Annotated in this window: 13 protein-coding genes; 8 read left to right on the forward strand and 5 right to left on the reverse strand. The window is 63.5% G+C overall.

Annotated elements, in window-relative coordinates:
- Nucleotides 1-47: 47 nt before the first annotated feature.
- Nucleotides 48-1,640, forward strand: a complete 1,593-nt coding sequence (gene guaA / locus ACIPHN_RS00150; RefSeq protein ID WP_400430999.1) for a glutamine-hydrolyzing GMP synthase — start codon at nt 48-50, stop codon at nt 1,638-1,640.
- Between the two features lie 110 nt (nt 1,641-1,750).
- Here the strand turns inward: guaA and ACIPHN_RS00155 are convergent, their stop codons facing one another.
- Nucleotides 1,751-3,103, reverse strand: coding sequence for a hypothetical protein (locus ACIPHN_RS00155; RefSeq protein ID WP_400431002.1), 1,353 nt, complete (start codon nt 3,101-3,103; stop codon nt 1,751-1,753).
- 234 nt (nt 3,104-3,337) lie between these two features.
- On the opposite strand from ACIPHN_RS00155, the gene ACIPHN_RS00160 reads away from it, so the two are divergent.
- The gene (locus tag ACIPHN_RS00160; RefSeq protein ID WP_400431005.1) at nt 3,338-4,045 is read left to right on the forward strand and encodes a hypothetical protein; all 708 of its coding nucleotides are present in this window, start codon (nt 3,338-3,340) and stop codon (nt 4,043-4,045) included.
- A 17-nt stretch (nt 4,046-4,062) separates the two neighbouring features.
- Here the strand turns inward: ACIPHN_RS00160 and ACIPHN_RS00165 are convergent, their stop codons facing one another.
- Entirely contained in the window at nt 4,063-4,887 is an 825-nt protein-coding gene (locus ACIPHN_RS00165) for a tetratricopeptide repeat protein (protein WP_400431008.1), read from the reverse strand.
- 160 nt (nt 4,888-5,047) lie between these two features.
- On the opposite strand from ACIPHN_RS00165, the gene ACIPHN_RS00170 reads away from it, so the two are divergent.
- Nucleotides 5,048-6,835: an oleate hydratase gene (locus ACIPHN_RS00170; protein WP_400431011.1), complete on the forward strand. Its 1,788-nt coding sequence runs from the start codon at nt 5,048-5,050 to the stop codon at nt 6,833-6,835.
- Nucleotides 6,836-6,837: 2 nt separating this feature from the next.
- Here ACIPHN_RS00170 and ACIPHN_RS00175 read toward each other — a convergent pair whose 3' ends face one another.
- From ACIPHN_RS00175 to ACIPHN_RS00185, 3 genes are all read right to left on the reverse strand, one after another.
- Nucleotides 6,838-7,203: a cupin domain-containing protein gene (locus tag ACIPHN_RS00175; protein ID WP_400431014.1), complete on the reverse strand. Its 366-nt coding sequence runs from the start codon at nt 7,201-7,203 to the stop codon at nt 6,838-6,840.
- Nucleotides 7,204-7,324: 121 nt separating this feature from the next.
- A complete protein-coding gene (locus ACIPHN_RS00180) occupies nt 7,325-8,548 on the reverse strand; it encodes an MFS transporter (protein WP_400431017.1) in 1,224 nt (407 codons plus the stop codon).
- A gap of 175 nt (nt 8,549-8,723) precedes the next feature.
- Nucleotides 8,724-9,299 (reverse strand): TetR family transcriptional regulator C-terminal domain-containing protein, encoded by a 576-nt coding sequence (locus ACIPHN_RS00185; protein ID WP_400431020.1) that lies wholly within the window; start codon nt 9,297-9,299, stop codon nt 8,724-8,726.
- A gap of 11 nt (nt 9,300-9,310) precedes the next feature.
- Between ACIPHN_RS00185 and ACIPHN_RS00190 the strand changes: the two genes are divergently transcribed.
- The 5 genes from ACIPHN_RS00190 (at nt 9,311) to ldcA (ending at nt 12,349) form a co-directional block, all read left to right on the forward strand.
- Complete coding sequence (locus ACIPHN_RS00190; protein WP_400431023.1) at nt 9,311-9,520, forward strand: hypothetical protein; 210 nt, start codon at nt 9,311-9,313, stop codon at nt 9,518-9,520.
- Between the two features lie 55 nt (nt 9,521-9,575).
- Nucleotides 9,576-10,211: a 7-carboxy-7-deazaguanine synthase gene (gene queE, locus ACIPHN_RS00195; protein WP_400431026.1), complete on the forward strand. Its 636-nt coding sequence runs from the start codon at nt 9,576-9,578 to the stop codon at nt 10,209-10,211.
- Between the two features lie 106 nt (nt 10,212-10,317).
- Nucleotides 10,318-10,764 carry a 6-carboxytetrahydropterin synthase QueD gene (gene queD, locus ACIPHN_RS00200; RefSeq protein ID WP_198980665.1) on the forward strand — a complete coding sequence of 149 codons (447 nt, stop codon included), beginning with the start codon at nt 10,318-10,320 and terminating at the stop codon, nt 10,762-10,764.
- Nucleotides 10,765-10,775: 11 nt separating this feature from the next.
- Nucleotides 10,776-11,348, forward strand: coding sequence for a tRNA adenosine(34) deaminase TadA (gene tadA, locus ACIPHN_RS00205; RefSeq protein WP_400431029.1), 573 nt, complete (start codon nt 10,776-10,778; stop codon nt 11,346-11,348).
- Nucleotides 11,345-12,349, forward strand: coding sequence for a muramoyltetrapeptide carboxypeptidase (gene ldcA / locus ACIPHN_RS00210; protein ID WP_400431032.1), 1,005 nt, complete (start codon nt 11,345-11,347; stop codon nt 12,347-12,349). The genes tadA and ldcA overlap by 4 nt, the downstream gene beginning before the upstream one ends.
- Nucleotides 12,350-12,364 lie beyond the last annotated feature (15 nt).

Consider the following 12,364-nt stretch of genomic DNA (forward strand, 5'->3'; position numbering starts at 1 on the left):
TGATCTTTTCAGAAGACCATTTTTCAACGTAGCCAGACCCATTGCCCATGTCCACGCATTCGCATTCGAAAATCCTGATCCTCGACTTCGGTTCCCAGGTGACCCAGCTCATCGCTCGCCGCGTGCGCGAAGCCGGTGTGTTTTCCGAGGTGTTCCCGCATGACGTGACCGACGAGTTCGTGCGCAACTACGGCGCAGCCGGCGTCATCCTCTCCGGCGGCCCCAACAGCGTCACCGAAGGCGACACCCCGCGCGCACCGCAAGCGGTGTTCGAACTGGGCGTACCGGTGCTGGGCATCTGCTACGGCATGCAGACCATGGCCGAGCAACTGGGCGGCAAGGTCGAGAACGGCCACCTGCGTGAATTCGGCTACGCCGAAGTGCGCGCCCACGGCCACACCAAGCTGCTGGACAACATCAGCGACTTCACCAACGCCCAAGGCCACGGCATGCTGAAGGTATGGATGAGCCACGGCGACAAGGTCAACGATATGCCCGCCGGCTTCAAGCTCATGGCCTCCACCGGCAACTGCCCCATCGCCGGCATGGCCGACGAGGAGCGTCGCTTCTACGGCGTGCAGTTCCACCCCGAAGTCACCCACACGGTGCAGGGCAAGGCCATGCTGGGCCGCTTCGTGCATGAGATCTGCGGCTGCCAGTCGGACTGGAACATGCCCGACTACATCGCCGAAGCCGTCGAATCGATCCGCCAGCAAGTGGGCAGCGACGAAGTCATCCTGGGCCTGTCGGGTGGTGTGGACAGCAGCGTGGCTGCCGCCCTGATCCACCGCGCCATCGGCGACCAGCTGACCTGCGTGTTCGTCGACCACGGCCTGCTGCGCCTGGACGAAGGCAAGATGGTCATGGAGATGTTCGCCAAGAACCTGGGCGTGAAGGTGATCCACGTGGACGCCACCGCACAGTTCATGGGCCACCTGGCTGGCGTCACCGATCCGGAAGCCAAGCGCAAGATCATCGGCCGCGAGTTCGTCGAAGTCTTCCAGGCCGAATCGGGCAAGCTGACCAGCGCCAAGTGGCTGGCCCAGGGCACGATCTACCCGGACGTGATCGAGAGTGCAGGCAAGGGCAAGAAGACCGCCCACACCATCAAGAGCCACCATAACGTCGGCGGCCTGCCGGAAACCCTGAACCTGAAGCTGCTGGAGCCGCTGCGCGAACTGTTCAAGGACGAAGTCCGCGAACTGGGCGTGGCCCTGGGCCTGCCACCGGAGATGGTCTACCGTCACCCGTTCCCGGGCCCTGGCCTGGGCGTGCGTATCCTGGGTGAAGTCAAGAAGGAATACGCCGACCTGCTGCGTCGTGCCGATGCGATCTTCATCGAGGAACTGCGCAATACCAAGGATGAAGATGGTCAAAGCTGGTACGACAAGACCAGCCAGGCGTTTGCCGTGTTCCTGCCGGTGAAGTCGGTCGGTGTGATGGGCGACGGCCGTACCTATGAGTACGTGGTGGCCCTGCGCGCGGTGCAGACCCAGGACTTCATGACGGCCCACTGGGCGCACCTGCCGCACGAGCTGCTGGGTCGCGTATCCAATCGCATCATCAATGAAGTGCGTGGCTTGAACCGGGTTGTCTATGACATCTCGGGTAAGCCGCCTGCGACCATTGAGTGGGAATGATTTCAGGTCTGGCAATACCAGGCAACTGAAAGCATCGCATCACCCGGAAGCCCGCGTCACTGCGGGCTTTTTTGCGTCTTGATTATCCACCAGGCTCTCAAACGCCAAGGTTATCCCGGCACGCCATATCGCCCCAGCAACCGCTCGAACGCAGCCACAATCCGGGTGACGAAGCGGTTCTTGTCACGCAGCGGCCCGTCTTCTCGTTCCAGGTGGATCAGCATCGTGGCATTGGCCTCGAAGACGAGTACGCGTCCGTCGGCCAGCACGCTGAAATCGATACCGGCGTAGTGCAGCCCAAGCTCCCGCCCGATGGCCGCAAGAGCCCACATGGCCGGCTCGCCGAGGCTGGTGGCCGGGTCTTGCAGGAAGCGCATTTCTTCGGCCTGCTTCTCGGGTTGCCCGACCATGTCGGCTGAAAAATAATGCACCATCCAGTGCGAGGAAATCGCCAAGTGGTAGGGGTAGGGCTCGCCGTCGATGAAAATCATCCGGTACTTGCGGAAATAGCCATCCGCCGAACGGAAATCGTGAAATGCCGTGATATAGCTGCCACCCGCCTGGCAGGCGGCGTTCCACAGGCTGTCCAGGTCGTCGCAGCGCACCATGTCCTTGCCGCCATGGCTGGCCCATGGTCGAAACAGCACCGGGAAAGCGATGCCCGATTGCTGTAAGCGCTGTCGAAGGGCTTCCTTGGTCGCAGGTGCTGCGACGAGACGAATGCAGGGGGGCATCACCACGCCCGGGATGCCATTCAGGCGCGGTGGCAGGTGCTGGCGTTGCGTCCGTTCGACCTCCTCCGGCCGATTCAATAGCGGTCGCTGGCACCTTGCTTCAAATCCCCTGAGACGCTGGTGCAGGGCCGGGCTGACGTCGGGGTCTCCGATGGCATTGAAGACGAGATCGTAGTCGGGCAGGGCCAGGTCTTCCGAGTCGTCCGCAAAATCCAGGACGTACTTGATGCGCGTATTGAGGCCCGTGCCCAGCAAGGTGTCGAGCGGCACGTTGCTGCTACCGGCGCCTTCGCACAGCAGCAGCAGGCGGCGTACCGGCGTGCCGGTCTGTTCGATGAAAACACGTTGCAGCCGGTAGGCCTGCTCCCTGCATTGCCGCGCCAGAAGGGGGTGATCGGCGCGCGTATGGATGGCGGCCAGGTTCAGATAGGCACTCGCGGCAACCTGGGGCGCGGGCTCCATCGCAAGGACCAACTGGTACCAGCGCAGTGCCAGCGGATGCTGGTCCAGCATGAAGTATCCGGTAGCGACGTCGCATACGGGTTGCGCAGAATATGCAGGATGCTTGCCGTGCCATGCGGCGAGCGACTGTGCCGCAATCATGTGGGCCAGCGCCGCGAATTCGTTACCTTGCGTGCGCATGGCTTGCGCCAGTTGCAGATGCGCCTGTGCGTCCAGGGGCCAGGGTTCAGTGTTCGACGATGCGCTTGCCAGGGGCGGGTTGTCCATCAATGCCTGGATGTTTTGATTCGAGGAGGCCTTATGGTAGCGGTCGGGCGGGACGGGCGCTCGGATTTTTGTTATCCATCAAAGATCCGGGGGCTTCATTCCTTGCCCATCCTTCTCTTCCTGTCGTGGAGGGGCGGCGTACTTGTCGTTGCAGAACAGGGCTTCCGGTTGATACCCTAGGCGAAATCATGTCGATCAACGCGCACGCCCGGTGGCGTAGCACAAGAACAAACCATGTCCGCCCAACACATCCGTTTTCGCTGCGATCCCGCCCTGGCCGACCTGCTGCCACGCCCCCGACTGGCCCGCGAAGTCATTCCCGACTGGATCCGCAGCATGCCTGCCAAGGCCTTCTCCGAACTGCATGACCGTGATATCCGCACCGTCAAGCAATGCCCGCCGTTCATCGATGCGATGGCACATGGCTTCATGATCCTGCTGCCCTGTGATGTGCAGGTGCAGCAGGGCGTGTTCCGCTGGGACTGGGAAGCCCCGGCGCCCAGCGTGGAGGGGCATCCGCGCGCACCGCTGAGTTTTCATCCGCCGGCCCAGGTGACGGGTACGCCTTTCCTGGCCGGTGATGCGTTGGTGTTGAAGTTCAACAGTTTCTGGACCATCGAGCTCGAACCCGGTTGGTCACTCTTTGCCACCCATCCCGTCAATCGCCACGATCTGCCGTTCCGTCTGCTGTCTGGGATGGTCGATGCGGATCAGTTCAATGATGCTGGCATCAACTTCCCGGCCGTCTGGACCGATGCCGGTTTCAGTGGTGTGCTGCCCAAGGGGACGCCGGTGGCGCAATGCTTCGTGGTGCCGCGCGAGCGTCCGGAACTGCACTTCGATACCCTCGACGGTGAGGCGGCTAGCCGCTATAGCGACACGGTGGCGCAGGTGCTGGCCAGACCCAACGTCTATCGCAAGAACTACCGGCAGCGCAAGTAAGGCGACCGGCTGGCTGCTCAGCCGCGCAGCGCCTGTTCCAGTTGCCGGGTATCCAGCCAGATCTGGCCGGTGCTGGCGGCGCTGAGCGCATGGGCGATGCGGCCATACCATTGCGGTTGCAGGCGTAGCGCCGTGCGATAGGCGTGCAGGGCGTCGTCCAGGCGGCGTGCTTCCTGCAGCGCCACCCCGAGATTGAGGGCGGCGTCCGCGTAGTCGGGGCGCAGGTGCAAGGCCTGCGCAAAGGCCTCTGCGGCGCCGTGGGCGTCGTGCAGATCCTGGCGCGCCAGTCCCAGATTGAACCAGGCCTCGGCCACGTCGGGGCGCAGTGCCACGGCGTTTTCGAAGGCAGCCCTGGCCGCCGGCAACTCTCCCTGCTCGCGCAGGGCGGTCCCGAGATTGAGCACGGCTTCCATGGCCTCCGGCGCCAGCGCGGCGGCTTGCTTCAGGGCCTGGATGGCTTCCTGATGGCGTCCCAGCGCCGAGAGGCTGTTCCCGCGATGGAAATGCGCCTGGCTCATGCCGGGCTGATGCCGGGCCGCGCTGTCGAAGTAGGCCAGGGCCGTGGTGTTGTCGCCCTCGGCCGTGGAGATCTTGCCGGCGATGAGGAGCGAAGGCACATGGTCAGGACGCGGGGCCAGGCTGTGCAGGATGTGCTGGCGCGCCTGCGCCAGCTGTTGGCGTTGCAGGGCCAGCACGGCCAGCAACTGATGGGCGGCGGGATGCTGGGGCTGCAGCATCAGCAGGTGCTGGCACGCCTGTTCAGCCTCGGCCAGGCGGCCGACATTGTAGCTGTGCAGCGCGACGGCCAGGATCTGCTCCGGCATGGGTGGGACATTGGTCATTTGTTGTCGGAGATCATGTTTCGGGCAGGGCTTCGGCGCTAATCTTTTCAGACAGATATGGATGCCTGGTAGTGAAGCTTGCTGCTTGCCGAGCAGATGTTAGTCACGGGCCTGCGCATTCGTCAAACAGATTGGCCATCTCGTCAAAGGAGTTCGCCCCATGCACTACAGTCGCGGAAATTATGAAGCCTTCGTACGTCCCCGCACGCCGGAAGGCGCTGATCGCAAGCATGCCTGGTTCGTCGGCTCGGGCCTGGCATCGCTGGCGGGTGCGGCTTTCCTGATCCGTGACGCCGGCGTGGCCGGGGAGCGCATCACCATCCTGGAGGAGCTGGCGCTTCCGGGTGGCGCGCTGGATGGCCTGAAAGTCCCCGACAAGGGCTTCGTCATCCGTGGTGGACGGGAGATGGAAGAGCACTTCGAATGCCTGTGGGACCTGTATCGCTCCATTCCCTCGCTGGAGCTCAAGGATGCCAGCGTGCTCGACGAATTCTATCGGCTCAACAAGGACGATCCCAACATCTCGCTGCAACGAGTGACGCAGGACCGTGGCCAGGATGTGCCCGACAAGGTCTTGCTGACCCTGAGCGAACGGGCCCAGAAGGATCTGGTGGCGGTGTTCCTGGCGGAGCCGCAGGAGATGGAGAACAAGCGCATCGACGAGGTCTTCGGGGAGGAATTCCTGAAGAGCAATTTCTGGCTGTACTGGCGCACCATGTTCGCCTTCGAGGAGTGGCATTCGGCGCTGGAGATGAAGCGTTATCTGCATCGCTTCATCCACCATGTGGCCCATCTGGCGGATTTCTCGTCGCTCAAGTTCAATCGCTACAACCAGTACGAGTCGATGGTGCTGCCGCTGGTCAAGTGGCTCAAGGAGCGGGGCGTGCATTTTCGCTATGGCATCGAGGTCATCGATGTGGATTTCGAGCTGCATCCGGGGCGCAAGCTGGCCACCCATCTCCACTGGCTTGAAAAGAGCGATGAAACGGCTGAGAGCAGGCCCGGCGGCGTGGCGCTCGGCCCGGACGACCTGCTCTTCATCACCATTGGCTCCCTCACCGAGAATTCCGACGAAGGCGATCATCACACGCCGGCCCGTCTCAACGACGGCCCGGCACCGGCATGGGATCTGTGGCGGCGCATTGCGGCCAAGGATGTCGCATTCGGCCAACCGGACGTCTTTGCCGGCAACATCGCCCAGAGCAAGTGGGCCTCTGCCACCATCACCACGCTGGACGAGCGGATCCCGGAATACATCCAGGCCATCGCCAAGCGCGACCCGTTCAGCGGCAAGGTGGTCACGGCCGGTATCGTCACTGCCAAGGATTCGAGCTGGCTGCTGAGCTGGACGGTGAGCCGTCAGCCCCATTTCAAGCAGCAGCCAAAGCACCAGGTGGTGGCCTGGTTCTATGCCCTGTTCGTGGACCGACCGGGCGACTTCGTGAACAAGCCGATGCAGGAATGCACTGGCGAAGAAATTACCCAGGAGTGGCTCTACCACCTCGGCGTGCCGATCGAGGAGATCGCCGAGCTGGCGGCCACGGGCGCCAGGACGGTGCCGGTGATGATGCCCTATATCACTGCCTTCTTCATGCCGCGCCAGGCGGGTGACCGGCCGGACGTGGTGCCGGAGGGCGCAGTCAATTTTGCCTTCATCGGCCAGTTTGCCGAATCGCAGCAGCAGGATTGCATCTTTACTACCGAGTATTCCGTGCGTACCCCGATGGAGGCGGTCTACACCCTGATGGACGTGGAGCGTGGCGTTCCGGAAGTGTTCAACTCGACCTATGACCTGCGCACGCTGCTGGCGGCCATTGCACCGTTGCGCGATGGCCGGAAGATCGATTTACCCTTGCCGGCCTTTGCCAGCAAGCTGGTGCTGGGGTGGTTGGACAAGACCCGCATCGGCGGCCTGTTGCGCGAAGCCGGCCTGATCAGGCCGGACTGAACTCAGCTGACGCCGCGCTCGACGATGACATAGTGCTTGCGCACCGGCTCCACCACCTCGAAGACGCCCTTGAAACCGGCCGGGATGACCATGGCGTCGCCCGGGCCGGCCTCGGCCGCGTGGCCTTGTTCATCGATGATGCGGCAGCGGCCTTCCAGTACATAGAAATACTCGTCCTTGTTGGGCGCGAAGGCGATGCGCCAGCTGCCTTTTTCGCAGGCCCATACACCGGCATTGACCTCGCCGCTGGCGCTGGTGAAATGATTCCAGGTGGTGCGCAGGGGATTGCCGTCCAGGCGACGGTCTTCGCGCGGGTGGTCGTATTCGGGAGCGGAGGAGGCGTGGCGGAATTCGGTGATGGCGGTCATGGCAAGGGCGCAATCGCTGGAAGTCGGAAAATGGCCCGCAGTGTAACAGCTGCGGGCCATCTCGTTCGGTCGCAATGCGTCCGTAGTTCGTGGTCGGTGGTCGGTGGTCCGTTGTCCGTGTTTAGGCCGTCACAGCCTGCGGCACTTCCTTGCGCAGGGCGCCGCGCAGCAGCCACAGGGCGCCCGCCACGAAAGCTGCCGCGACGAAGCCGACTTCACGCACCGAGCCGGTGGCGACCGTCAGTGCACCCACGGCGGCGCCCAGGGAGAAGCCCAGGTACATGAACGAGGCATTGAGCGAGAGCACGATGGAGGCCAGCTTGAGGCCGGCAATGTTCATTAGTCTTGCCTGCTGCGCCGGGTGGAAGGCCCAGGCCGACACACCCCAGACGATCATGGCCAGGTAGACCGGTGCGACCGCATGGGCCGGTGCCAGCGTGTAGGCCACCGCCGACAGCGCCACGAAAGACGCCATCATGAACCACAAGGCCGGCGCCGAGACGCGGGCAAAACCGAGCCGGTCGGACAGGCGGCCACCGGTCATGACACCCACTGCGGCCGAGACGCCCCACAACAGCAGGCCATAGCCCACATGCGCGCCATGGATGCCGGCGACCTCATTGAGATAGATGGCGAAGTAGGTGTACATGGTATAGGCGCCGGTGGCCCAGAGCAGGGTGGTCAGCAAGCCCTGCAGCACCCGGCCGTTGCGGGCGGCATGCAGGCGTTCGCGCAGGCTGGCCACTGGCAGGTGGGCGCCGATGCCCGGTGGCAGGCCGCGCATCAGGCCCAGGGTAGCCAGCGCTGCCAGCAACGCCACACCGGCGAAGGTCATGCGCCAGTCCAGCCGGTCGGCAATGAGCACGCCCAGCGGGGCGCCCAGCGCCACCGCCACCGTGAGTCCGCCACTGACGATGGCCAGCGCGCCACCGCGCCGTTCGGGCGCCACCAGCGCGCCGGCCAGGGCCATCGCATTGGGGACGTAGAGGCCGGCCGCCATGGCCAGCAGGATGCGCGCCAGCAGCAGCGCGGTATAGCCCGGTGCCTGCCAGGCCAGCAGGTTGGCCAGGGCGAACAGGCTCATGGTGCCGATCAGCAGGCGACGACGGTTGATGGCGCCGGTCAGGGCGGTCAGGATGGGTGAGCTGATGGCGTAGGCCGCCGTGAAGGCCACGACCAGTTGGCCGGCCACGGCGGCGCTGACGCCCAGGTCATGGGCCACGGTGGGCAGCATGCCGGCAATCATGAAGCCTTCGGTGCCGATGGCAAAGGTGCCCAGGGCCATCCAGTAGAGGGGCGCATTGCTGGGAGTGGCTGGGGGAGCGCTGATAGGGGTGCTGTCCATGGTGGAGTCCTTGTGATGGCGGTGGATTTAATATGACCGGTCGTCTTAAATGGTGTGAAAAAAATGCCGCACCTGGAGGGCGGCAACATGCAGCAGCCGGCGCATGGCTGGCACCGGTCTGCGGGTGACACGAAACGCAGGTATCGCCTCTGCTGGCTGCAGAGGCGACTTGCGTTCAGGTCAGGATCTTGTTGAAGGCCAGATCCACGAATTGCTCGAAAGGTACGCTGCTGCGTTCCACGCGTACCCGCAGGATGGTCCCCTCCCAGGCATTGAGCAGGAAGGAGGCCAGCACCTGTGCGCTGGTCTTGTCGGGAATGGTTCCTTCGCGCTGGCCGGCGGCAATCGCATATTCCAGCTTGGCAGTCCAGTTCTTGTAGACTTCGCCCAGCTGGCCACGGATGACCGGGCTTTGCTCGGCCAGTTCGGCGCTCATGTTGCCGACCATGCAGCCATGCTGGTAACCCCGTTCGGCCATGCGGCCATTGACGATGGTGAAATAACGCTTGAGCCGCTCCAGCGCCGGCACGGTATCGTCCAGCAGCATGTCGCGCCATTTGCCCAGTTCGCCGTAGTGGCTGACGATTTCGGCGGCCAGCGCTTCCTTGCTCTCGAAATGGTTGTAGAACGAGCCCTTGGGGACACCGGCCTCGGTGGTGATGTCCTGGACGCTGCAGGCATTGAAGGCGCGTTCGGACAGCAGCTTCATGGCAGCATCGAAGATCTGGTCGCGGGTGTTGGGTTTGCTCATGGAAGAATGATATGACCAGTCGTCTTAAAATTCAAGTGGAAGAAGAAAGCGTTGGGTTTTTGTGGCGTGGCGATCACGTGAGGGCTGCCTCCCGTTATAATTGCGGCACCGAAGTATGGCAAAAAACCTCTAAATATCAGCTATTTAGCTTTTTTGGACGGAAAAGGTCGATGAGCTTCGACCCAATCGACCCCATGATCCTGCGCCCGCCGTGGCCATGATCCTGCCATCGCGCCAGCATTGACAGTATTTTTGCGGCCAGCCCGCCCCAGACACGTGACCTACAGCATCAAAGAAATCTTTTATACCTTGCAGGGCGAGGGCGCCCATGCCGGTCGTCCCGCGGTGTTCTGCCGCTTTACCGGCTGCAACCTCTGGACCGGACGCGAGGAAGATCGCAGCCGCGCCATCTGCCAGTTCTGCGATACCGACTTCGTCGGCACCGATGGCGAGAATGGCGGCAAGTTCAAGTCGGCCGATGAACTGGCGGCCAAGGTGGCCAGTCTTTGGCCATCCACCTACGCACCCAGCAAGTACGTGGTCTTTACCGGCGGCGAGCCGCTGCTGCAACTGGATGCCGCGCTGATCGACGCCATGCATGCGCAGGGTTTCGAGATCGCCATCGAGACCAATGGCACCATTCCCGTACCGGACGGGGTGGACTGGATCTGCGTGAGCCCGAAGATGGGTTCCGAGCTGAAGGTGGCGCGTGGCAGCGAACTCAAGGTGGTGGTGCCGCAGCCGGGCCAGCCGCTGGCGGACTACGAGAAGCTGGATTTCCAGCACTTCCTGCTGCAACCCATGGATGGGCCGCAGGCTGCGGCCAACACCCGCCTGGCCATCGAGATGGTCAAGAACAACCCGAAGTGGAAGCTGAGCATCCAGACCCACAAGCTGCTCAATATCCCCTGAAACCCCTGATTTTTCTTCATGCGGCAGCATGCCGCATGATTACAATTGCCTGTCATTGCCCGCCACGCCACAAGGTGGCGCGGGCCATCTCCTGAAGAAACCTGTCATGCTGACCATCACCCGCAAACTCGAATTCGACGCCGGCCACCGTATTCCGGACCACAAGAGCCAGTGCCGCAACCTGCACGGCCACCGCTATACGCTGGAAATCACCCTGACCGGTGCGGTCATCGATATCGAAGGCAATTCCGACAACGGCATGATCATGGATTTCTCCGATATCAAGTCGCTGGCCAAGGAGCATCTGGTCGATGTCTGGGACCATGCCTTCCTGGTCTATGAAAAGGACACGCCGGTGCGCGACTTCCTGGCCAGCCTGCCGGGTCACAAGACGGTGGTCATCGGCAGCATCCCGACGGTCGAGAACCTGGCGCGCGAGGCCTTCCATATCCTCAAGGCCGCCTACAAGGACCGCTACGGCACCGGCCTGCACCTGCAGAAGCTGGTCCTGCACGAAACGCCCAATTGCTGGGCCGAGATCAGCGCCGATTGATGGTGGACGCCATGGACAGGCCTGCGGCGTCCCCGTCACCCGCCAGCGAAGCCGACCTGCTGCACATGCGTGCCGCGCTGGATCAGGCCAATAACGCCTGGGCGCTGGGCGAGGTGCCGGTGGGCGCGGTGGTGGTCAAGGATGGCGTGGTGATTGCCACCGGCTTCAACCAGCCCATCGGCAAGCACGATCCGACCGCGCATGCCGAGATCATGGCGCTGCGCCGCGCCGCCGAAAAGCTGGGCAATTACCGCCTGCCGGGCTGCGAGTTGTACGTGACGCTGGAACCCTGCGTGATGTGCTCCGGCGCCATGATGCACGCCCGCCTGGCGCGGGTGGTGTACGGCGCTGCTGATCCCAAGACCGGGGCTGGCGGTTCTGTCGTGAACTTGTTCGAGCAGGAGCAACTCAATCATCACACCGAACTGCTGGGCGGCGTGATGGCCGAGGAGTGCGGTCAATTGTTGAAAGAATTCTTCGCCATGCGGCGCGAGCAAGTAAAGCAAGGGCGACAAGTGAAGCAGCAACGCTTGCAGGACGCCGCCGCACAAGGTGACAGCCAACCCCAAGGTGGAACAGCATGACAGCAGCAGGGCGTGAACTTCTGGAAGGACTGGTGCCGGCCGGCACTGGCGTGGCCATCGTGGCGCCCTGCGGCCATGCAGGGCTTGAGCCCGAGCGCGTGCAGCGTGGCGTGGCCTTGCTGGAGTCACTGGGCTGCCGCGTGCGCAACTTCTACGATCACCAGCACCGTTACCAGCGTTTTGGCGCCACCGATGCGCAGCGCGCAGCGCAACTGATGGAAGCCGCCGCCGATCCCGACATCGATGTGATCCTGGGCTTGCGCGGCTCCTATGGCATGAGTCGCATCCTGCCGGCGCTGGATATCGCCGCGCTGGCGAACTGCGGCAAGTTGCTGGTGGGCTATAGTGATTTCACCGCCTTGCAGTGCCTGTTGCTGGACGAGTCGGGCTATGCCGGCTTCCAGGGGCCGATGCTGGCCGGCGATTTTGGCGCCGAGCAGCCGGACTGGCAGGCGTTGGCCACCTTCTGGCACACCCTGACTTCATCGCAGGTGGTGGTGCACAACTACACCGGCGCTGCCGGTGCCGAGCGCGCCCCCAATGGCGACCGCCGTACCGATCCGCACAGTCCGGTGGTGCGCTGCGCGGGCAAGCTGTGGGGCGGCAACCTGGCGATGATGGCGCATATGGCGGGCCATCCGCGCATGCCGCGCATCGAGGGTGGCATCCTGTTCCTGGAGGATGTCAACGAGCATCCCTTCCGCGTCGAGCGCATGATCCTGCAATTGGAGCAGGCTGGCGTGCTGGCGCGCCAGAAGGCCATCGTGCTGGGGGATTTCTCCGGCTACCGCCTGGCCGAGATCGACAATGGCTATGACTTCGGCGAGATGCTGGCCTTCCTGCGCGCACGCATCGCCACCCCCATCGTCACTGGCTTGCCGTTCGGCCATGTGCGCGACCTGGTCACCTTGCCGCTGGGCGCGCATGCCGAACTGGATGCCCATGGCGCCGAGGGCTTCACGCTGACACTGTCGGACTATCCGACGCTGCGCCGGGGCTGAGCCCGGGCAGCTTGC

It is taken from the genome of Herbaspirillum sp. NPDC087042, assembly GCF_044745245.1.
Lineage (GTDB): Bacteria > Pseudomonadota > Gammaproteobacteria > Burkholderiales > Burkholderiaceae_D > Herbaspirillum.

Coding starts and splice junctions, on each gene's coding strand:
- guaA (WP_400430999.1), top strand. CDS start 48: ATGTCCACGCATTCGCATTCGAAAATCCTGATCCTCGACTTCGGTTCC.
- ACIPHN_RS00155 (WP_400431002.1), bottom strand. CDS start 3,103: ATGGACAACCCGCCCCTGGCAAGCGCATCGTCGAACACTGAACCCTGG.
- ACIPHN_RS00160 (WP_400431005.1), top strand. CDS start 3,338: ATGTCCGCCCAACACATCCGTTTTCGCTGCGATCCCGCCCTGGCCGAC.
- ACIPHN_RS00165 (WP_400431008.1), bottom strand. CDS start 4,887: ATGACCAATGTCCCACCCATGCCGGAGCAGATCCTGGCCGTCGCGCTG.
- ACIPHN_RS00170 (WP_400431011.1), top strand. CDS start 5,048: ATGCACTACAGTCGCGGAAATTATGAAGCCTTCGTACGTCCCCGCACG.
- ACIPHN_RS00175 (WP_400431014.1), bottom strand. CDS start 7,203: ATGACCGCCATCACCGAATTCCGCCACGCCTCCTCCGCTCCCGAATAC.
- ACIPHN_RS00180 (WP_400431017.1), bottom strand. CDS start 8,548: ATGGACAGCACCCCTATCAGCGCTCCCCCAGCCACTCCCAGCAATGCG.
- ACIPHN_RS00185 (WP_400431020.1), bottom strand. CDS start 9,299: ATGAGCAAACCCAACACCCGCGACCAGATCTTCGATGCTGCCATGAAG.
- ACIPHN_RS00190 (WP_400431023.1), top strand. CDS start 9,311: ATGACCAGTCGTCTTAAAATTCAAGTGGAAGAAGAAAGCGTTGGGTTT.
- queD (WP_198980665.1), top strand. CDS start 10,318: ATGCTGACCATCACCCGCAAACTCGAATTCGACGCCGGCCACCGTATT.
- tadA (WP_400431029.1), top strand. CDS start 10,776: ATGGACAGGCCTGCGGCGTCCCCGTCACCCGCCAGCGAAGCCGACCTG.
- ldcA (WP_400431032.1), top strand. CDS start 11,345: ATGACAGCAGCAGGGCGTGAACTTCTGGAAGGACTGGTGCCGGCCGGC.